This window comes from Flavobacterium glycogeni (assembly GCF_048286775.1).
GTDB lineage: Bacteria > Bacteroidota > Bacteroidia > Flavobacteriales > Flavobacteriaceae > Flavobacterium.
In genome coordinates, this window is record NZ_JBLVPV010000033.1 from 13,626 (window position 1) to 33,304 (window position 19,679).

Genomic DNA, 19,679 nt, shown 5'->3' on the forward strand with positions numbered 1-19,679 from the left:
ACAAATCAAAAAACAATACAGTAATTTCAAAGATTAAATGATATTATAGCGTCTGTATTTAATCCATTTTTCGGCTTCACCAGACCAAAATACAATACTTGATACCGCTAAGGTTAGTCCTAATTCATATAAAGATAAAGGTTGGGTTTTAAAAATTTCATTAAAGAAAGGCATGTAAATAACCATAAATTGAAGGACAATAGTTATCAATAGTGCGCCAACCATAGGTTTATTAGAAAAAAATCCAATTTTGAATATAGATTCCCGCCCGGAGCGAATGACCATTACGTGTCCCAACTGACTAAAACAAAGCACCGTAAAAGCCATCGTTTGCCAATGTGCATTGGCATTATGTATTGCATAGGCCTGCATCCCAATGGTAACGATGCCCATTAAAAATCCGACCCATAAAATATGTATCGCCATTCCGTTTGAAAAAATATTTTGCTTTGGATTTCTGGGTGGTCGTTTCATGATATTTGTTTCGGATGGCTCTGAGGCCAATGCTAGCCCCGGTAAACCGTCCGTTACCAGATTAATCCAGAGAATGTGTATGGCTAATAACGGAATAGGTAAGCCGAAGAACGGCGCTAAAAAAATAGCCCATATTTCGCCTGAATTTCCCGTCATAATGTATTTGATGAATTTCAGGATGTTATCAAATATTTTCCGGCCGTATTTGACTGCAACAACAATACTGGCAAAATTATCATCCAGCAAAATCATGTGCGAAGCTTCTTTAGAAACTTCCGTTCCGTTGATTCCCATTGCAATACCAATATCAGCATTTTTTAGAGCCGGAGCATCATTCACACCATCGCCAGTCATTGCCACAAAATGATTTTTGGATTGTAATGCATTAATGATTCTTAGTTTCTGTTCCGGATTTACACGGGCATAAACGCGTACCTTTTCTACAATATTAATAAACTCAGTCTGGGTTAATGCTGATAATTCGGAACCCGTTAAAACAAGATCTCCATCAGAAGATATGATTCCTAATTTTTCGGCAATAGCTTTGGCAGTGAGTTTATGGTCACCTGTAATCATTACTGGAATAATGCCTGCTTCTTTGCACTCAGATACGGCTTGCTTTGCTTCCTCACGCGGCGGGTCAATCAAACCTACAAAACCAATAAGAGTTAATTCGGTTTCTATTTCATCAGTATCCAGATTTTCGGGTAAGGAAGGAAGCGTTTTCATGGCGTAACCTAAAACCCGATATCCTTTTTCAGCCATTTCGTTGACTTTACTTTCAAATTCAGGAATAAGCGATTTTTGATTATCATTCAGTTTGTGAAACAATACATCAACAGCCCCTTTTGTAATTACTATAATTTCACCATTAGAATTTTTGGTTTGGTGAATTGTAGTCATGCACTTTCTTTTAGAATCGAAAGGCAATTCTGCAATTCGGGGAAATGTTACTTCTAAATCAGTCCGGTTTAAGTTTTTATCGAATGCATATTGTACCAATGCGACTTCGGTTGAATCTCCCAGCCATTTTCCGTTTTCCTCTTTTGAAACATCATTATTTAAAGCTATTGTGTGTAGCAGTGCATTTTTTTCTGCAAAAAAAGCCTCATATTTTGTATCAGAAGTTTCAAAAATTTCCTGTACAGTCATTTTATTCAGCGTAAGAGTCCCTGTTTTATCAGAACAGATGTAAGTCACGGAACCTAGCGTTTCTACAGCGGGTAATTTCCGAATAAGCGCATTGTTTTTTGCCAATTTCTTGGCGCCAAAAGCAAGTGCAATGGTAACTAATGCCGGTAAAGCTTCAGGAATAGCGGCAACAGCTAGTGAAATTGACGTGATCAACATCGTTAGAACAGATTCTCCGCGCAACCATCCTATAAAAAAAATGATAGTGCAGATAATGAGTATGCCTATTGACAACCGTTTGCCAAAAGCAGCTAATCTTTTTTGTAAAGGCGTTGTGGTTTCATCGGTTTGGATCATTTTAGCGATGTGTCCAAGTTCAGTATGCATTCCTGTTGCCACAACATAAGCCAGCGCCCTTCCATTGGTAACATAAGTTCCTTTATATCCCATATTGGTTTGGTCGCCAAGCGCATAATTTCCTTCGGGAAGTTCCTCAGGATTTTTCTCTACATTATTCGATTCACCCGTAAGTGCTGATTCGTCCACTTTTATTTGATGGGTTTCAAAAAAGCGGATATCGGCAGGAATAACATTCCCCGCTTCAAGTACCACTACATCTCCCGGCACGAGATTGGAAGCAGGAATATCCATTGTTTTTCCTTCACGTAAAATACGCGCATCGTTTGCCACCATATTCTTTAATGCTTCCATCGCTTTTTCAGCCCGATACTCTTGGATAAACCCAACAACGGCATTAATAATAATGATAGCAAGAATAATCACCGTATCCGTGACATCGCCTATTATGCCTGAAATAATTGCCGCTGCAATAAGGATGAGAATCATGAAATCAGATAACTGGCATAGAAGCATCTGGAATATTGTCTTCTTTTTTTTATCCTCAATTTTATTTTTTCCGTGTTCGAGCAAGCGTTCTGATGCCGTTATATCATCAATACCGGATGGAGTTGTATTTAGCAACTGTGTTATTTCTGATAGCGGGAGTAAATGCCAGTTCATATTTTTTACTTTTTATAATTCAGTAAAAAGAATATATAGATTGTCAAATCTCAACTCTCGTATAAACGCAATCTGTTCTTAGTGGAAATCAGCTCATTTTGCAAGTCATCAATTTTTTGCAATAGATTAAATACCACATCAATTCCTTCCGTATTTACCTCTAATTCTTGATGGATGCGTATCATTTTCTCTATTTCATAGATTGCATCCGGATGGATGTATTGTGTTGCTTCGATGGTTTTTATTTCGAGCAAACCCATTTCACTAAGGTTGTTAAAAAAGGATAATTCCACTTTGTAATGGGTACATAATGCAGGTATAGCGATGAGGTTTTCTATGTTCATGACGTTCTTAACTTAGCGAGTTCCATAAATAATTCTTTTTCTTTTTCGGAAAGATTTGTGGGTATTTGTATGTGATAGGTAATGTATAAATCACCAAATTCCCCTTCCTTTTTATACACTGGAAATCCTTTTCCTTTCAGTTTTACTTTTGTTCCATTTTGGGTTCCGGGTTTTACGGTTAATTTTACTTTTCCGTCAAAAGTATCTGCGGTAATGTCTACACCCAATAGTGCAGTATATAAATCTAAGTTAACAGTGGAATAGAGGTTGTGTTTGTCTAACTTGAAGTTGGTATGGTTTTCAATAGTGAAAGTGATGTACAAATCTCCTTTTGGTCCACCGCCAGCGCCTTCACCACCAAGTCCGCTGATTTTTATTTGCTGACCATTTTCAACTCCGGCAGGAATAGTAATCCGAATGTTTTTGCCGTTAATTGTCAAGGTACGTTTGTGGGTGGTGTATACGTCTTTTAGGTCCAGATGTAGTTCGGCATTAAAATCTTGCCCTTTGAACTGTGCGCTACGACGACCTCCACCACCTGAGCGCCCTCCAAACATAGATTCAAAAAAATCAGAAAAATCTCCACCGCCTCCTCCAAATCCACCAAAACCATCCTGTTGACCACCTCTATGGTACTGCTGTTGTTGTTTTGATTTCTCAAATTCCTCCGCATGTTGCCAGTTTTCACCGTAGTCATCATATTTTTTACGATTCTCGGCATGGCTCAATACTTCATTGGCCTCATTGATTTCCTTGAATTTTCTTTCGGCTTCCTTATCGTTGGGGTTTAAGTCAGGATGGTATTTTCTGGCCAGTTTACGATACGCCTTTTTAATCTCGGTTTCAGTTGCCTTTTTATCCACTTCAAGAATCTTGTAATAGTCTATAAATGCCATCTGAATTGTTTTTATAATTGCTGTTACTATGATTGCTTTTAATATCCAGAAGTACAAAAAACAACAATCGACTAATGGAATATTTCTACTATCAAATTTAATCAATTTTTGAATGTCAAAATGGCAATAAAGTGTTTTATTTCAGTTTGTTATAAAGGAATAGTCCTGAAAAAAGGGTGCTTCTTTTAGGACTATTCAAGATAAAAAAATGTTTTTTATAAAATTATTTTGAACTGTATTATGACAAGATCTTTATAATCTAACAGTAGATTTTATTGCTTTATGAACTCGCAATCTGCTTTAATTTTTACTTCATCACTAATCATTGCCGAAGGGAATTTTGTACCTATATTAAAATCAGAACGCTTTAAAATTCCGCTAAACTGGAACCCGGCAGTAATTGCTTTTGATTGTTCATTCACTATAGTTCCTCGATACCACATAGTAATTGTTGCCGGCTTTGTTATTCCATGTAGTGTGAGGTAACCCATAAGTTTGTATCTGTTTTTTCCAATTTTTTTTATTGATGTGCTTTTGAAAGTCATTTTCGGATATTGTTCCACTCCAAAGAAGTCAGCACTTCGTAAATGATTATCCCGCATTTCCACTTCGGTATCGATAGAGGCCAGATCTGTTGAGAGTTCAAAGGAGGCATCACTAAAATCAGCCTTGTTGGTTGTAGCGGTTGCCTCAAATGTTTTGAACAATCCTGAAATATCGGAGATGCCCTGATGCACAGTGCTAAAAGCTAATTTTGAATGCATTGGGTCTACTTTCCATGTTGTTTGCGCCAAAAGAAAAGTAGAGAAAAATAGTGTTGCTATAATTGCTGTTATTTTTTTCATGTCATAAATTTTAAAAGTTAGCTGATTGAATTTTAAATACGGTGATGAAATTAAATTTCTTCTTTCTCTGCCGGTTTATTTTTATTGTAAAAAAAACGAAGCGCACCTGATGGACATTGTTTTATCTGTGCAATAATCTTTTCTGAGGAAGCTCCATTAGGGTCAATCCATTTTTTTATTTTAGGATTAAACACTTCAGGAAGTTGTGTCCAGCATCTGGCGGAATGCTGGCAAAATTCCGGTTTCCATACTACAGTAATTTCTTCGTTGTCGTAATTTATTATCTTGGTTTCAGTGTCTTTGAAAACAAAAGTCCGCACCTTAATATCGCTCTCTAAAATTTTCGATATGGGACAATGCTTTGCGATTTCCAATAATTTAGTTTTTTGTTCATCATCAACAGAGCTGAGAAATAAAATGTCATGGTCTATTATAGTGGACGTTTTTCCATCTTTTGTTTCTTGGTACAAATTCGCATTTACAGATATTTCAGGGATATTCCAACCCTTCCGGTCAATGTACATTCGTAGTGTTATCAAGGCACAAGATGCCAGTGATGAGAGAAGTAAGGAGAAAGGGTCAGGACCGGAATCTTTTCCGCCTGATGCCACCGGTTCATCGGCAATAAATTTTCCGTTGCGCCATTTAATGGTGCATTGGTATTTTTCTGAACCGATGAAGCCATGAACAGGTTTGTCAAATTTGTATTGCATGTCTAAGAATTTAGGTTTCACTTAGCCAATCCTATCTGTTTCATAAATGCCTGGTTATCCCAAAACAAGTATTCTTCAGTCATTTTGCCTTCTTTCCAATGACCAATTGTTGCCATTGAAAGTTTGAATTTTTTACCTGTAGGAGGAATGGTTTTGCCATTGCCAATTGGCATCGGTTGCGAAAAAGTCCCTTCCATTTCACCAATTACACATGTCCAGTCACCGCTACCGAATTTAACGGGATGCTTTTTAATTTTTGTATCGGGGGCAAATACAAACATGGGTTTTAGCATGTCAATATGCTGTGGTGCTAATCCTTCCGTTATGTTGCCATCGGGATAATACACTTTTATATTGTCAGCATGGCTTATGGCTAGGGATTCCCATTTTTGCCCGCTATAAAAATCAAAGTCTAATGAGTCAAATCGGACAAGACGCATTTCCGTAAGCGCCTTTTCATCCGTGAATTTTTTGAGCTCCATTTGCAAAGAATCAATTTTCGTTTGCATCGCCGTTGTATTGTCACTTTTTTTAGAGCAACTGTTCAATGTGGTAACAAGAATACCAATAGTTAGAATTGAAATGATTGGAGTGAAGCGCATTTTTTTCATGGTTCTTTTTTTTTAAAATTATTGATATTATAAAAAACTTTAAAAGTTTGAAAATCGCAGTTTCGTCAGTCGTTTGAGGATATACAGCTATATACAATTCCCAAGTTCAAATGATTATTGTTTTCAGATATTGGATACATCAAATTTAGTCAATTTTACAATTTTGCAATCTTAAAAATAAAATAAAGTGCTTTACTTTAGATAGTTATAAATATAAAAGCCCCAAAACGGAGCTTTAATTTATATTTTTCTATTAATTGTAGATTGTAGATTTCTATATTGGTAATAATTCGTCCTCCATAGCTTTTAAATCCTGTTTCTTTTTTAGGTCTTTCAATATAGATTTATACTCTAAAAACTCGATGTCTTTTGGATTTATTTGCAACACAAAATTTATTTTCCCTAACAAATGTTCCAAATAATTTTTTTGGTTGATTTCTTTGTATTCGCGGTGTTCCTCGAAACCAAATTTCTTGATATAATACATGGCTTGTCTCAAATCATTGCGTTTGTGGAATACCACCTGCGGTTTTTCATTGACCACAATCCCTGTGACGGTTTGACGGGTATTGGACGTCATGAGTTTAGTCTTGTTTTTATTGATGCGAAGGTTTAATTTTTCAACAGTTTCAATTACTTTATGGAGTAGCTTATTTTCATCAAAATCACCGGAAAAGCTCATGTCGTCAGCATAACGGGTGTATCTTATTTTATGCAGTTTGCAGTAGGCGGCAATCTGGGCATCGGCATCTTTAAAAATCAAATTTGAAAGATACGGACTCGTAGGTGCGCCTTGAGGCAAAGTTCTGTCTCGGGTGCACAATTTAGAAAGCAGTCTCGATACCATTTTTGAATAGCCCAATTGATGAAACTCTTTTTCAACTAATTTAATAGTAATAGATTGGAAAAAATTTTCTAAGTCCAAGGTAAATACTTTAGGTTGATTTTTATGGAATTTCAGGTTTTCAATAAGGCATACATTGGTTTTGTATGCTTTTGCAAAAGGGCTTATGGGAACTTTATTGAGGATATTTTTCAGAATCCAGATTTGGATTTCTTTCAAACTGGGAAGTGGCTCAGAAATAAGTCGTTTTGTGCCATTTTTTTTTGCAATCTCAAAATCACGATAAAAATAGCGGGGATAAACAGCCGCTTTTTTTAAGTATTCTTTCTTGTATCCCACCAAAAGCGATAAATGGGTTGGATTGTAAATAACCGGTACGTCGTGTAAAAATAAAACTTCGGCATAATCCAGACAGCGTTGAATATTAGGCAGGGAATAGCCTATTTTATGAGATTTGTCTGTAAAGGTTTCTTTGTATTGTACAAAATCCATAGCGTTGAAATCGTTAATGGAGTAGGGACTATTTTGTCCCTAACCCCGATTAAGAATACCGGTTTAAAAGTTCGGAGCTCTGCGGAGAATCTTTTAAACCTGGTGCTTGAAAGAACATTCAATTACAGAGCAGTGACTCACGGCTCCGATGTTAACCTGGGCTAACAAATTTCTTTGAGAAATGAACTAGAAAAATAATTCATCCTGACTGGGAATAAACAATGTTTTACTGCTTAATTTGGGAATTTTACTCTCCAAATCTTTTTGAATCCAATCCTCTTTTTTTTTAGTTTTTATTCGATGTGGTTCCATTGCTTGTGAATTTATAAAGTGCTTGTGGTTAGTGTTTTAAATAGTTAAAAAACACATATAAAGTTAATTAAAAATATTTTATTAACAGTACTAATAGTCATAATTTTTTCAATAATAATTTTGTTTTTAGAAACAGAAGACTCTTTTTCTGTTTTGGAATAAAAGCTGTAATTAGTATTTTATAAAATCAATTATTGAATCGCTTATAGGGAGTGTACGTGACAATTATTTCTATTATTCGGGTCATGCAATACGAAAGAAAATTGATTGATTTTGTCAATAGATTGTTCTTTGTTTTTAGCGAGTTAGGCGTTATGTTTTGACATTGAGCAATAATTTCGATGAGGTGGTTTTGAAACATTTTAGAAAATAAAGCAGAATTTATTTCAACATTCATTTCAAGGCTTCCGTACGAACTTAAATTATTCAGATTAAAAGAACCTATTGTGGCCCAATTGCCATCTATTACGGCCACTTTTCCATGTAAAATGGATTGGTCCCATTCGTACAATTCAATATTATATTTAAGTAGTTTGCCATAGAGAAAGCAAGTGGCGCGCCTTGTCAACGGTAAATCCGATTTTCCGGAAAGAATTAATTTAATTTTCACCTTATTTTTGGATGCTTTTTTCAAGGCTCGAATGATTCGAATCCCAGGCAGAAAATAACTTCCCACAATAATTATTTCTTTTTTCGCATTTCGAATGGATTTTATATAAGAATCACAAATCTCATTTTTTCCTTTTAGCCAGTCATTTTGAAGGATGCGAACCATGGCATCTTCCTGAACAGGAAAGGAAGATTTTATTTTTTTGTTATGCAGGCGTCTTTTTTTTAAATAGATATCGGCACACAATTTTTGAAGCGGTTCGGCAATTTCTCCGTTTAATTGAACGGCATAGTCCAACCAAGGTGCTTCGGTAGAGCAACCACAGTATTTATCGGCTATATTTATGCCGCCAATTAGCACAACTTTTGCATCAGCAACAACAACTTTTCGATGCAATCTTCTGCCAATATAAAAAGTATAGGTTGAAAATAAAGGGGCAAAGAAACGAATGTTTATGCCACTTTGCCTCATTTCTTTTATTGTTTCGGAAGGAAATGATAAAGATCCCAAGCCGTCCAAAAGGACATAAATCTGAACGTTACGGGAAGCGGCTTCTTTTAATGCTGTGATAATTCTATTTCCGGTTGTATCATTTTCAAAAAGATACATTTGCATGTGAATTTCAAACTGTGAATTACGAATAATAGCTTCTAATCGAGAAAAATAATCTTCGCCGCTGTAGACAAGCTCCAGATTTTTTGGAACAATAAGGTTATTTTTACTTTTCATCATGGGCTTTATTTATTTTTACTTCTTTAATTAAAAGGAATTCCATAAGGTTTTCAACATCCAAAGTACCAGCGAGTTCATTGTTCTCCATAACAAGCATTAATCTTGATTTATTGAGTTGTATCAGCTCAAAAACGTTTTCCAAAAGGGAATCACTGTCGAGGTAAACCAAATTTCGATCCATGACATTGTAAATAAATTCATTGTCTCCTTTTTTGGAAAGTGCCAGAATAATTAGGTCTCGATTCAGCGTTCCAACCGGAATACCATTTTCAATGATTAGAAAATTCTTGTTTTGACTGTCCAATACCAATTCAACCGCTGTTTTTACGGTATCATTTGCATCCATCGTTGGATACTGTTTCATTATAACATCATGGACTTTGAAGCCTTTCAAGAAGAACTTAGACTCGGTATAATCAGCTTCAACTTGAGCTCCGATAATGACAAAAATACCTATAAAAATTAAAAAAGGGGAGGTGAAAAATCCAAAAATGATAAATCCCATTGCTAATAGTTGTCCTATTCGTGCCGAAATTCTTGTCGCAACATGTCTTTGTAATTTAAACGATAATAAAGCGCGTAAAATTCTGCCGCCATCCATAGGAAAAGCTGGGATTAAATTGAAAATTGCCAACCAGAAATTGACTAAAAAAAAATTGAGAAAGAAATTATTCGCGTTTACGCCATTAGATAACTCCGCCATTAATTGCTCCGAAGTGTCAGGAATGGTAATGAAAATTCCCGTAATAAAGGCCAATATGATATTTACCAAAGGTCCGGCAAAAGCGACTATTAATTCTTCCAAAGGTTTTTCAGGTATCCGCTCTAGTCTGGCCAATCCGCCAATGGGTAAAAGGGTGATATCTTTGGTTTTTATGTTATAATTTTTTGCGGCTAAAGCATGCCCCAGTTCGTGTAATAAAATAGTAATAAAAATAGTTAAAATAAATACGACAGACCATATTATTTGTGTGGCATTTTGACCTGATTTGTAGTTAACGAAAATGATAAACAGAATAAGTAATGTGAATGTCCAGTGTATAAATATTCCGATACCTGCTATTTTTCCGAGTTTTAATGATCCTTTCATTTTTTTTGAATTTTTAATACTATTTATTATAGTAGGATTAGAAAAAAAATATGCAAATAATTAAAAATCAATAAATTGTAGTCTATGCAAGAAGAAAGGGGGCAGGCACAACTTGTACTAAATTACAACATTTTTTTTGAAGAATTAGAGAAATTGGAGTTTGAAAATGAAAATTATTTTTTCAAATGCAGAGCATAAGAAAACTACAATAGGAGGATATCAGTTTTTTAACTTTCGCTTTAACATTCTTTTCTTTACAGCAAAATAAATGCTGATAATATACGCCGTAAAAAAAACAATTACTGTTGCGACGTCAACCAAACTTTCTGACAGCTTAATTCCGGTTATTTTTAGAATTAGAAAATGGATATAAGAATTGCTTTCATCATGATAGCCTAAAAGTTCACGCACTTTCCAATGCCAATCTGTAAACGGGCAATAGCCCAAACCGTACCAAATCCCCATTATAAACCACGAAAATGCTGTAAGTGATACTGTAATTAAATTTGCAGATCTCCATCGCGGAACAATCCAGCCAAGCACGTTGAACAAGATAAGAACGGTATGAAATACAATAAAAAAATAATCGATAATATGAAGGATAAGTTTACCCATAACGGCTTGGTAAAGAAAACGATAAAGGAAATAAGTATGGAAAAGTCTAATCTGTAAATATACCAATCCCTGCTATATTCCCTATTTTAAATGATTCTTTCATTTTTTAATTTTAATGCCATTGACGATAGCATGGTTAGAATAAATTAACCGTAAACAATTTAGAAATTGTTCACTTCATTTCCGGAAATACCATTATAGGCCCAGGCATTCAAATTAGCAATCGTAGTTTGTGCAATTCCCTCTAATGCTTCATTTGTCAAAAAACCTTGATGTCCGGTAATCATTACATTAGGATGGGAGCGAAGTTTTAAAAACAAGTTGTCATGTATTGGAGAATCAGTATGATCTTGAAAAAAAATAGGTTTCTCTTTCTCGTAAACATCTAAGCCGGCAGCTCCAATGGTTTTATTTTCGATAGCTTCTAATAAATCTTTGGTGTTTACGATTCCTCCACGAGCAGTATTAATAAAAATCACCCCTTTTTTCATTAGTGCAAAAGTACTTTTGTTAAACAGATGGTTTGTTGTTCCATTGAGCAGATAATGCACAGATATCACATCAGCAGTGGCGCATAAATCCTCCAGTGAAACATAAGTAATAGGAATTTCATCCATAAGTTCCTTGTTCTCTTCAAGATCAAAGGCTAAAATTTCAGAGCCAAAACCATGCATAATTCTTGCAAAAGCAGCGCCTATTTTTCCAGTTCCTACGATGCCTATTGTTTTTCCATGTAAATCAAAACCCACTAAATGATCCAAACGATAATCGCCAATTTGCATTAGCGTCTGGCCTAAAACCAGTTTTCTGTTTAGTGCCAATAACAAGGCTACGGCTAGTTCAGCAATGGCATAAGGGGAATAAGCAGGAACATTTGCCACTTTTATGGCTAATGATTTTGCTCTGGCCAAATCAACATGATCGTAACCTACGGAGCGCAGGGCAATATATTTGACGCCACAACTATATAGTTTTTGCAATACTGCTTCCGAAGCATCATCAGAAGTAAAAAGTGAAACCGCATCAAATCCTTTAGCAAGGTGTACGGTACTTTCATTCAAAGGCTGCTCTGTAAAAACTAATTCGTGATTACCATGTGCTGCTTTTTCCAGAAAAGCTTTATCAAAACCAAATATGCTATAGACTAATACTTTCATTTTTGTTGTTTTTCATTTCTAAAAAAATACATGTTAAGGTAGTGATTTTTTCGTAAACCTGTTTCTGGAATTTCAATTCTTATTTTTAATTTAATGGAACTAAACTCTTTTTAATCAGTGTGATTAAGGATTAAATGGATGCTTTAGTTTCTTTCAAATCAGTAATTCTACTCAAAAAAATCAATTCCGATAGATCATTTTTTTTACTGCATTTATAATATCATTTTTTTGAGGAATGGCAGCTTCTTCCAAATGGGCAGGGTAGGGAATAGGGACTTCAATACCGCACAATCGTTGTACGGGAGCATCCAAATCATAAAATCCGTTTTCCATAATCCGTGCGCTTACTTCCGAAGAAATACTCACGGAACGCCAAGCATCTTCGACTATTAATACCCGATGCGTTTTGGCTATTGAAGCCAAGAAAGTGAACTCGTCCAATGGTCGTAAAACCCGTAAATCAATGACTTCAGCATCAATTCCAACGGTAGCTAATTCGGCAGCAGCCTCTAAACTTTTATACACTCCTGTTCCGTAGGTGATAATCGAAATGTCCTTTCCTTCTCGTAACACTTTGGCTTTAGAGATAGAAGCAATTGGCAAATCAGTCGCTATTTCTTTTTCCATATTAAGCAGCATCGTATATTCAAACACTAGTACAGGATCAGGACTTTGTAAGGCAGCATGTAGCATACTTCTCGCATCCTCATGCGTTCCCACTGACAAAACAATTAATCCTGGAATGTGCGCATAAAAGGGTTCCCAACTATGCGAATGTTGTGCTCCCAACTGACGTCCAATACCGCTTCCCATTCGTATAATGATAGGAACATTCAATTGTCCGCCCGACATGTGCTGTAAGGTAGCCGCATTGTTCACAATTTGGTCCATAGCCAATAAACTGAAATTAACTGTCATTATTTCAATAATTGGTTTCATACCAGCCATTGCTGCTCCAATTCCAGCTCCCACAAAACCCGCTTCGAAAAGGGATACATCCATAATGCGGTCTTTTCCAAATTCCTGTAATAATCCTTTGCTTACCGCAAAAGCACCACCATAGCGGCCCACATCTTCGCCCATCAAAAAAACGCGTTCATCATTTTGCAATGCTTCGCGAAGACTCTGATTCAAAGCCTCTCGATAGGTGATGGATAGTGTAGCCATGCTGTTTTTCATGGGGTCAATCAATTATTGTTGTTTGCTTTTCCAACGTTTTAATGCAGGCAAAACATTTACGGCTTTTTGAATCATATAACTGGGAAGTTTTCTTTTTTCCATATACATTTTTACAACATTTTTCATGTCATCCAGATTCATTTCCGGATTTTTAAAATCACTGTTCACATAACAATACTTGCAATAGTCATTGCTTTTAATACCGTTATTTTCTGTCCCTTTTAGTTTGTCCGCATTAAGCGGCATACCGCAACTTTGACAGAATAGTATGTCTTCCATACTGTTTTGTTTTAAAGAGTTTAGTGTAAAGTTTTTCATGGTGTTTTTGATTTTAATGGTTATAATTTAAATTTCGGTGTAAACAAATTTGGTCAATTGCTCTAATGGTTCCCGAGCGCCTTCTTCTGCAAAATCTAATGCTTTCTGGATTTTTGTGTTTATTTTGCTTTCAAAATCAGTAATTTCATTTTCTGTAATCCATTGCTGTTGCAAAAGAAACTGCTCGAATTGCGGAATAGGATCTCGTCTTTTCCATTCTTCCACTTCCTTTTTAGCACGGTATAATTCGGCATCAAACATGGAGTAAGCCCTAAAACGATACGTGTTGCAAATCAATAAATAGGGTTTTCCACTGCTTCTTACTTTTTCGACAGCCGTATTGGCAGCATGCATTACTTTTATCAAATTCATTCCATCTACGGTAGAAGATACAATTCCATAAGCAATCCCTTTTTTTTCAAGCTCTGTTGCAGTATGCGAATACCAGACTGCATTGCCCATCGCATACAGATTGTTTTCACAAACAAACAAAACGGGAACTTTCCAAAGTACTGCCAGATTCATTGCTTCGTAAAATTCACATTTGGCAATATCATCTTCACTAAAAAAGCAACAGGTGATATTGTTTTTCTTTTGTCTTTTGGATGCTAATGCCATTCCAACGGCTATTGATAGATTGCCACTCACTACAGCATTACTTCCGTAAAATTTTTTTGAGCTATCAAAAAGGTGTATTGAGCCACCTCGGCCTCGGCTGGAGCCTTCCAGTTTGCCATACATTTCTGCCATGATTTGATCAGGATCAATACCGCGTGCCAAAGCATGACCATGTTCCCGATAGGTACTTAACACAGTATCATCATCCGTTAAAGCCTGCATTACACCCACGGCTGCTGCTTCTTCACCAATATATAAATGATGGAATCCCCTGATTTTGGCTTTAGTGTATAACTCGGCAGCTTTCTCTTCAAATCGACGAATGAGCAGCATTTGATACAAAAGTAAAAGCCCTTTTTTCGCATCCATAATTATCTTTTTTGAATCAATTTTTGACTCGTTTTTTTTAGTTTTGTTCTAATGTTGAATGATCTCCATCCGGCAATTCTGTTTTAGGACTTATAGTAATCATCGAAAAATTTTCCGCTTTTGGTTTTGGAGCTATTTTCTGAATAATACCTTAGAAAGAATTTCCCAGTGGCACAAGATTATATTCAATAATTATTTCGGGCTCTAAACGAATGGTTATTTTTATGACATTTGAAATCAAACAGGCTTTTTCACTCATCTCCAAAATATGTTTAGCCCGCTCCGGTTTTTGGGAATAATGAATGACGAGTTTTGGTTGAAGAATGATTTCGGTTATGGTATGTTTCCCATTGATTTTATCAACATTACAGGTCGATTTACTCTCAAAGCTTATAAACTGCAGTCTTGAATTTTCGGCAATCGATAGAAAAGTAGTTAACAAACAACTGTTTATCGCTGCAACAAAGAGATGTTCAGGCGACCAAATTTTCTCCATCCCTTTCGGGAACTCAGGAGGTGTCGCTACTTCAATATTTTGAGGCAGAACGGGGGAACTTAACATCCCTTTCCTTTTGTCTGACCATTTTAGATTTACTTCGTAAGTATACATCATATACGTTTTTAAGTGAAATTTAAATTCAAAAATTATTGTACGATAAATCAGAAATCAACCGCCATTGCATGTCCAGTTACAGAAGCACAGTTTACGATAGTCCCTTTACTTTGTTTCAGTATTTCGGGGATTTCATATTTCATGCAAAGCCAAATTCCTTTTAGGTTTACACCAATGGTTTTGTCCCAGTTTTCTTCGGTACAATCTTGTGCAGAAGCAGATTTTCCCTCAACACCGGCATTGTTAAAAGCATAATCCAAACGGCCAAAAGTTTCAATAGTTTTTTCAACCATCGCTTTTACATCTTCGGTTTTTGATACATCGCATTTGATAAAAATGGCTTCGGCACCTAAATCCTTGATGAGGTTCATTGTTTCGCTGTTTTCTATCCAATCCACGACGACGACTTTAGCTTCTTTTTGGGCGAAAGCCAAGGCGATTGATTTGCCAATACCAGAGGAACCACCCGTCACGATGGCTACTTTATTTTTGAATGTTGCTTCCATAATTAAATCGCTTTACATGAGAATTTTTCTTTTTGTTTTCTTTTCCGCTTCCAAAATATTTTCAATTCCTTTTATTAAAGCATCGGGATTAAACGAGATGCTGTCAATGCCTTCATTCACTAAAAATTTCGCAAATTGTGGGAGATCGCTAGGAGCTTGTCCGCACAATCCCACTTTTATTTCAAAACGTTTGGCAACCCGAATCGTTTCTTTAATTAAAGATTTGACGGCAGGATTTTCTTCGCTAAACAAATAACTTACCAGTGCGGAATCGCGATCCAAACCTAATGTGAGTTGTGTTAAATCATTGGAACCAATAGAAAATCCGTCAAAGAGTTTGGCAAATTCATCGGCCATTAATACATTACTTGGAATCTCAATCATAACATATACTTGTAATCCGTTGATGCCTTGAACTAATCCATTTTTGGACATTTCGGTAAGCACATTTTCACCTTCATCAATTGTTCTGCAAAAAGGAATCATCAGTTTTACATTCTGCAGTCCCATTTCGTTTCGTACTTTTTTCATGGCTTCGCATTCTAAAGCGAAACCTTTTCGATAAAAATCACTGTAATAACGCGAAGCACCACGAAAACCAATCATTGGGTTTTCCTCATCAGGCTCGTAATATTTTCCTCCGATGAGGTTGGCATATTCGTTACTTTTAAAATCACTCATTCGAACAATAACCTCTTTTGGATAAAAAGCGGCGGCAACAATTGCTACAGCTTCGGCCAGTTTGTCAATAAAATAATTTTTAGGATCTTCATAGCCTTTCGTTAATGCGGCTATTTCGGCAACAATCTTCTCATCGGTTATTTTTTCAGGTTCACACAACGCCAACGGATGAATTTTGATGGTATTCGAAATGGCAAATTCCATTCGCATCAAACCCACGCCCTGATTGGGATAATGACTTAATTCAAAAGCTCTTTCCGGATCCGCAAGAATAAGCATGGGAGCTGTTTTTGGCATTTCAAGTTTGCTGAAATCCTGTTCTTTTATATCCCATTTTAATAATCCATCATACACATTTCCTGTTGTACCTTCGGCACAGGAAACAGTGATTTCCTGACCATTTTTTATCACGGAAGTGGCATCTCCGCAGCCCACAACGGCAACAGTTCCCAGTTCTCGGGCAACAATCGCCGCATGGCTGGTGCGTCCGCCTTTGTTGGTAATAATTGCCGAGGCTCTTTTCATGATAGGATCCCAATCCGGATTAGTCAAATCAGTTACTATAATTTCTCCCTTTTGCAATAAATCCCCTTCTTGAGGATTATTTAGGATTCGCGCTTTTCCGGAAGCAATTTTATCGCCAAGCGCAATTCCTTGCGTCAAAAGAGTACTTTTTTCTTTGAGCTTGTAGATTTCCCGAACCTGCTTGTTTGCTTTTCCATGAACGGTTTCCGGACGAGCCTGAACGATGTAGAGTTGGTTATTCAAACCGTCTTTTGCCCATTCGATATCCATTGGTTTTTTATAATGTTTTTCAATTTTAGAACACCATTGGGACAGTTGGATGACTTCTTTATTCATTAGCGAAAACTGGTTTTGTTTTTCGAAAGAAGTATCGGTGTTCATAATGGTATTTTCTGCGGATGAAGTTTGTGATTTTTCAGCATAAATCATCGTGAATTCTTTTCTTCCACATTGTTTTTTTAGAATGGGATTCAAATCCCGATTTTCTAAAGTTGGTTTAAAAACCATCCATTCATCAGGCGTAACCGTTCCCTGAACAATATTTTCTCCTAATCCCCAACATCCATTGATGATAATGGTGTTTTCGAAACCGCTGTCAGGATCAATGGTAAACGCTACGCCGGACGAAGCTTTATCACTTCGTACCATTTGCTGAACGCCAACGGAAATGGCAATGTCTAATGCAGCAAAACCCATATCATGGCGGTATTTGATGGCACGATCTGTAAACAAGGATACAAAACAGCGATGAACAGCATCCAATAGTTGCACGGGACCGTTGATATTCAGAAAGGATTGCATTTGACCTGCAAAACTTGCTGTTGGTAAATCTTCTGATGTAGCACTGCTCCGCACGGCCACATCAAGGTTATTGCTGTTACATTGTTCACTAAGCGATTGGTAGGCAGCGTAAATTTCATCCCGAATTTCGTCCGGAATGGCAGCAGCTAAAATAAGGTTTCTGGCTTTTTCTCCAATAGAAGAAAGATTGGAATAGTGTTCCGTATCTAATGAAAATAATAAATCCTTCAAAGGTTTTTCCAGATTATTCATTTTCCTGAAAAGACGGTATCCTTCAGCAGTAACTGCAAACCCATTAGGAATACTGATCCCTATTGGATTAAGCTGATTGTACATTTCACCCAGAGAGGCGTTTTTGCCACCGACTTTACCAATGGCATCAATACCAATTTGGTCAAAAAACAAAATGTATTTGTACTTCCCCATTTCGTATGTTTTTTTAATAGAAACAGACCATTATTTGGCATGCCAGATAAGAAACAATAGAAAATTACTGGGGCAGATTTTTTAGTTAATAGGATAGTAAATTTTGTAATTCTGAAGTAGGTTTGAAATTTACATATCAAGTTTAAAAGAAGAGGTAGTAGGTGTTCCTGCCTGTTTAAACCAATACTGTAAATTTAAACAAATAATTATTTTATTGGTACAAAAAAATACTTTTTTTTTGATATTATATTATTTTAAGTATTTAATAAACAGTTGTTTGTGTTTTTATTTCGTTTGGGGTAATGCAAATTGAAACGGAGCAAAAAACGGTTCTTTTTTTAATCAAAATTCAACAGTTTTTAAGATTACCCGAAAACGAGCTATTTATCTGACGAATACTAAAAATAGATGGGCTACTATAGATTTGTTTAAAAGAGGTGATTTCAAGATATTCCCGGAAATAGTATTTGAGAATTTAAAGGGATACAATAGCAATCTTTTCTCCTTGCGGGTTAACGTCTTGCTACTAGGCGATGTAGCGGTTTAAAATTCACTATTTTTTGGAGTTTTCGCCAATTTCTCCAAATACAAAACCAACTTCCCATTATGCCAATTGCCCAAATCCGTTATAGTAGCTGTTAGGCGATGTGATTTATTTCAAATCGAGTTTATTTTGATTATCTACTTTTGAAATATGGTCTATAACTTTCTCTATAACATAGCTGTTTTGGTCAACAATATATGTTTGTAAATCTTCATCATAAGTTCTATTTCTGGCTAATAAAACTTTTAATGTGTCTCCTTTTCTAAAAGCTTCATTATTAAGTTTTTTAATAAATTCAGGGTCTTTAATCAATGCTTTGATAGGATAGCCACGAAATACAAAAACCCATTTAGCATTTCCTTCAAAGTGAATCGTCTTTACAACTAATTGCGCTTCGTCTTTTAGTACGTCCGTTTTCGGTTCTTCAATGATATTGATTTCTTCGTTTCTATTTATTAGTTTCGAAAAATCACTTTTAGAAACATTTATAATTTCAACGTCATCTTTATCAATTTTTAGATTTGTAACATTTTCATCATTATTTACTATTACAAAAGTTTGTTTTATTTTTTGTTCTGCACCAGTATTTTGATATATATTGTAAACATTTTTAATAACATCAGGTTGTTTAATATTTTGTTTTTCTAGAAGTATTTTAATTTCTTCCAAAGTATTATTATCATTTGGATTAGTCAAATAATATAATAAAAGTCCCGATAAAGTTGAAACTACAATTGCTTCAAATGAGCGAAGTAGAATTTTTTCGTATTTTGGTGAAAGCTTTATTTTAAAACTTCCGTTTTCTGGTGGTGAAACTTCAACTATTAAATCATCATTATCATAACCTAATTGTTGGTTTATAAGATAAATTAAGTCTTTATAAATTTCTAAAAATTCAGTTAGAGTATCAACTTTAATATGTCCATCTCCTCCAAATCTTATTGTTAATTGGTTATTTTTCATTGATTTCTTTTATCATATCGCCTAACGTTCTGGTACTACAGCGGGTTTGGGACTAAATTAAGCTCTATTTTCGGATTTGCCAAATCATCACAAATACAAAACTAACTTCCATTAAGCCAATTGCCCAAATCCGTTGTAGTAGCTGTGTGTGCCTTGCATGCACTTCCAATTCCTCAAAAGTAGGAATTTTATCTAGAGGGTGCAAGTCCCTTATCGGCAAGTTGTTGAATTATATTGAGCCGATTAGCAC

At 35.7% G+C, this 19,679-nt stretch carries 18 protein-coding genes; all 18 read right to left on the bottom strand.

Annotation, left to right across the window (positions count from 1 at the left end; translation table 11 throughout):
- Window positions 1–33: 33 nt before the first annotated feature.
- The 18 genes from ACNQGX_RS17135 to ACNQGX_RS17220 all read right to left on the bottom strand — a co-directional run bounded on the left by ACNQGX_RS17135 (window position 34) and on the right by ACNQGX_RS17220 (window position 19,429).
- A complete protein-coding gene (locus tag ACNQGX_RS17135; protein ID WP_417978301.1) occupies window positions 34–2,625 on the bottom strand; it encodes a cation-translocating P-type ATPase in 2,592 nt (863 codons plus the stop codon).
- 50 nt (window positions 2,626–2,675) lie between these two features.
- On the bottom strand, window positions 2,676–2,969 hold the full coding sequence (locus ACNQGX_RS17140; protein WP_417978303.1) for a chaperone modulator CbpM: 294 nt from the start codon (window positions 2,967–2,969) through the stop codon (window positions 2,676–2,678).
- Entirely contained in the window at window positions 2,966–3,865 is a 900-nt protein-coding gene (locus tag ACNQGX_RS17145; RefSeq protein ID WP_417978305.1) for a DnaJ C-terminal domain-containing protein, read from the bottom strand. Before ACNQGX_RS17145 ends, ACNQGX_RS17140 begins: the two co-directional genes overlap by 4 nt.
- 272 nt (window positions 3,866–4,137) lie before the next feature.
- Window positions 4,138–4,710: a YceI family protein gene (locus ACNQGX_RS17150; RefSeq protein WP_417978307.1), complete on the bottom strand. Its 573-nt coding sequence runs from the start codon at window positions 4,708–4,710 to the stop codon at window positions 4,138–4,140.
- 50 nt (window positions 4,711–4,760) lie between these two features.
- On the bottom strand, window positions 4,761–5,423 hold the full coding sequence (locus ACNQGX_RS17155; protein WP_417978309.1) for a (4Fe-4S)-binding protein: 663 nt from the start codon (window positions 5,421–5,423) through the stop codon (window positions 4,761–4,763).
- Window positions 5,424–5,440: 17 nt separating this feature from the next.
- The gene (locus tag ACNQGX_RS17160) at window positions 5,441–6,034 is read right to left on the bottom strand and encodes an ester cyclase (protein WP_417978311.1); all 594 of its coding nucleotides are present in this window, start codon (window positions 6,032–6,034) and stop codon (window positions 5,441–5,443) included.
- 274 nt (window positions 6,035–6,308) lie between these two features.
- Window positions 6,309–7,370 (bottom strand): reverse transcriptase domain-containing protein, encoded by a 1,062-nt coding sequence (locus ACNQGX_RS17165; RefSeq protein WP_417978313.1) that lies wholly within the window; start codon window positions 7,368–7,370, stop codon window positions 6,309–6,311.
- A gap of 499 nt (window positions 7,371–7,869) precedes the next feature.
- Window positions 7,870–9,024: a phospholipase D-like domain-containing protein gene (locus ACNQGX_RS17170; protein ID WP_417978315.1), complete on the bottom strand. Its 1,155-nt coding sequence runs from the start codon at window positions 9,022–9,024 to the stop codon at window positions 7,870–7,872.
- Window positions 9,011–10,114, bottom strand: coding sequence for a site-2 protease family protein (locus ACNQGX_RS17175; protein ID WP_417978317.1), 1,104 nt, complete (start codon window positions 10,112–10,114; stop codon window positions 9,011–9,013). Before ACNQGX_RS17175 ends, ACNQGX_RS17170 begins: the two co-directional genes overlap by 14 nt.
- Before the next feature lie 219 nt (window positions 10,115–10,333).
- Window positions 10,334–10,729, bottom strand: coding sequence for a DUF2784 domain-containing protein (locus ACNQGX_RS17180; protein ID WP_417978319.1), 396 nt, complete (start codon window positions 10,727–10,729; stop codon window positions 10,334–10,336).
- A gap of 161 nt (window positions 10,730–10,890) precedes the next feature.
- Window positions 10,891–11,886, bottom strand: a complete 996-nt coding sequence (locus tag ACNQGX_RS17185) for a 2-hydroxyacid dehydrogenase (protein ID WP_417978321.1) — start codon at window positions 11,884–11,886, stop codon at window positions 10,891–10,893.
- A 180-nt stretch (window positions 11,887–12,066) separates the two neighbouring features.
- The gene (locus tag ACNQGX_RS17190; protein ID WP_417978323.1) at window positions 12,067–13,065 is read right to left on the bottom strand and encodes an alpha-ketoacid dehydrogenase subunit beta; all 999 of its coding nucleotides are present in this window, start codon (window positions 13,063–13,065) and stop codon (window positions 12,067–12,069) included.
- Window positions 13,066–13,077: 12 nt separating this feature from the next.
- On the bottom strand, window positions 13,078–13,344 hold the full coding sequence (locus ACNQGX_RS17195; protein ID WP_417978325.1) for a zinc ribbon domain-containing protein: 267 nt from the start codon (window positions 13,342–13,344) through the stop codon (window positions 13,078–13,080).
- A 66-nt stretch (window positions 13,345–13,410) separates the two neighbouring features.
- Window positions 13,411–14,370 carry a pyruvate dehydrogenase (acetyl-transferring) E1 component subunit alpha gene (gene pdhA / locus ACNQGX_RS17200; protein ID WP_417978327.1) on the bottom strand — a complete coding sequence of 320 codons (960 nt, stop codon included), beginning with the start codon at window positions 14,368–14,370 and terminating at the stop codon, window positions 13,411–13,413.
- Between the two features lie 151 nt (window positions 14,371–14,521).
- Window positions 14,522–14,983, bottom strand: a complete 462-nt coding sequence (locus ACNQGX_RS17205; RefSeq protein ID WP_417978328.1) for an OsmC family protein — start codon at window positions 14,981–14,983, stop codon at window positions 14,522–14,524.
- Window positions 14,984–15,030: 47 nt separating this feature from the next.
- Window positions 15,031–15,489: an SDR family NAD(P)-dependent oxidoreductase gene (locus ACNQGX_RS17210; protein ID WP_417978329.1), complete on the bottom strand. Its 459-nt coding sequence runs from the start codon at window positions 15,487–15,489 to the stop codon at window positions 15,031–15,033.
- Window positions 15,490–15,501: 12 nt separating this feature from the next.
- On the bottom strand, window positions 15,502–17,922 hold the full coding sequence (gene ppsA / locus ACNQGX_RS17215; protein ID WP_417978331.1) for a phosphoenolpyruvate synthase: 2,421 nt from the start codon (window positions 17,920–17,922) through the stop codon (window positions 15,502–15,504).
- A 652-nt stretch (window positions 17,923–18,574) separates the two neighbouring features.
- A complete protein-coding gene (locus ACNQGX_RS17220; RefSeq protein WP_417978333.1) occupies window positions 18,575–19,429 on the bottom strand; it encodes an LAPAL motif-containing putative phage structural protein in 855 nt (284 codons plus the stop codon).
- Between the last annotated feature and the right edge of the window lie 250 nt (window positions 19,430–19,679).

What these genes read in the sequence shown, in the direction of transcription:
- ACNQGX_RS17135 (WP_417978301.1), bottom strand. Translation starts at nt 2,625, where the DNA reads ATGAACTGGCATTTACTCCCGCTATCAGAAATAACACAGTTGCTAAAT.
- ACNQGX_RS17140 (WP_417978303.1), bottom strand. Translation starts at nt 2,969, where the DNA reads ATGAACATAGAAAACCTCATCGCTATACCTGCATTATGTACCCATTAC.
- ACNQGX_RS17145 (WP_417978305.1), bottom strand. Translation starts at nt 3,865, where the DNA reads ATGGCATTTATAGACTATTACAAGATTCTTGAAGTGGATAAAAAGGCA.
- ACNQGX_RS17150 (WP_417978307.1), bottom strand. Translation starts at nt 4,710, where the DNA reads ATGAAAAAAATAACAGCAATTATAGCAACACTATTTTTCTCTACTTTT.
- ACNQGX_RS17155 (WP_417978309.1), bottom strand. Translation starts at nt 5,423, where the DNA reads ATGCAATACAAATTTGACAAACCTGTTCATGGCTTCATCGGTTCAGAA.
- ACNQGX_RS17160 (WP_417978311.1), bottom strand. Translation starts at nt 6,034, where the DNA reads ATGAAAAAAATGCGCTTCACTCCAATCATTTCAATTCTAACTATTGGT.
- ACNQGX_RS17165 (WP_417978313.1), bottom strand. Translation starts at nt 7,370, where the DNA reads ATGGATTTTGTACAATACAAAGAAACCTTTACAGACAAATCTCATAAA.
- ACNQGX_RS17170 (WP_417978315.1), bottom strand. Translation starts at nt 9,024, where the DNA reads ATGATGAAAAGTAAAAATAACCTTATTGTTCCAAAAAATCTGGAGCTT.
- ACNQGX_RS17175 (WP_417978317.1), bottom strand. Translation starts at nt 10,114, where the DNA reads ATGAAAGGATCATTAAAACTCGGAAAAATAGCAGGTATCGGAATATTT.
- ACNQGX_RS17180 (WP_417978319.1), bottom strand. Translation starts at nt 10,729, where the DNA reads ATGGGTAAACTTATCCTTCATATTATCGATTATTTTTTTATTGTATTT.
- ACNQGX_RS17185 (WP_417978321.1), bottom strand. Translation starts at nt 11,886, where the DNA reads ATGAAAGTATTAGTCTATAGCATATTTGGTTTTGATAAAGCTTTTCTG.
- ACNQGX_RS17190 (WP_417978323.1), bottom strand. Translation starts at nt 13,065, where the DNA reads ATGAAAAACAGCATGGCTACACTATCCATCACCTATCGAGAGGCTTTG.
- ACNQGX_RS17195 (WP_417978325.1), bottom strand. Translation starts at nt 13,344, where the DNA reads ATGGAAGACATACTATTCTGTCAAAGTTGCGGTATGCCGCTTAATGCG.
- pdhA (WP_417978327.1), bottom strand. Translation starts at nt 14,370, where the DNA reads ATGGATGCGAAAAAAGGGCTTTTACTTTTGTATCAAATGCTGCTCATT.
- ACNQGX_RS17205 (WP_417978328.1), bottom strand. Translation starts at nt 14,983, where the DNA reads ATGATGTATACTTACGAAGTAAATCTAAAATGGTCAGACAAAAGGAAA.
- ACNQGX_RS17210 (WP_417978329.1), bottom strand. Translation starts at nt 15,489, where the DNA reads ATGGAAGCAACATTCAAAAATAAAGTAGCCATCGTGACGGGTGGTTCC.
- ppsA (WP_417978331.1), bottom strand. Translation starts at nt 17,922, where the DNA reads ATGGGGAAGTACAAATACATTTTGTTTTTTGACCAAATTGGTATTGAT.
- ACNQGX_RS17220 (WP_417978333.1), bottom strand. Translation starts at nt 19,429, where the DNA reads ATGAAAAATAACCAATTAACAATAAGATTTGGAGGAGATGGACATATT.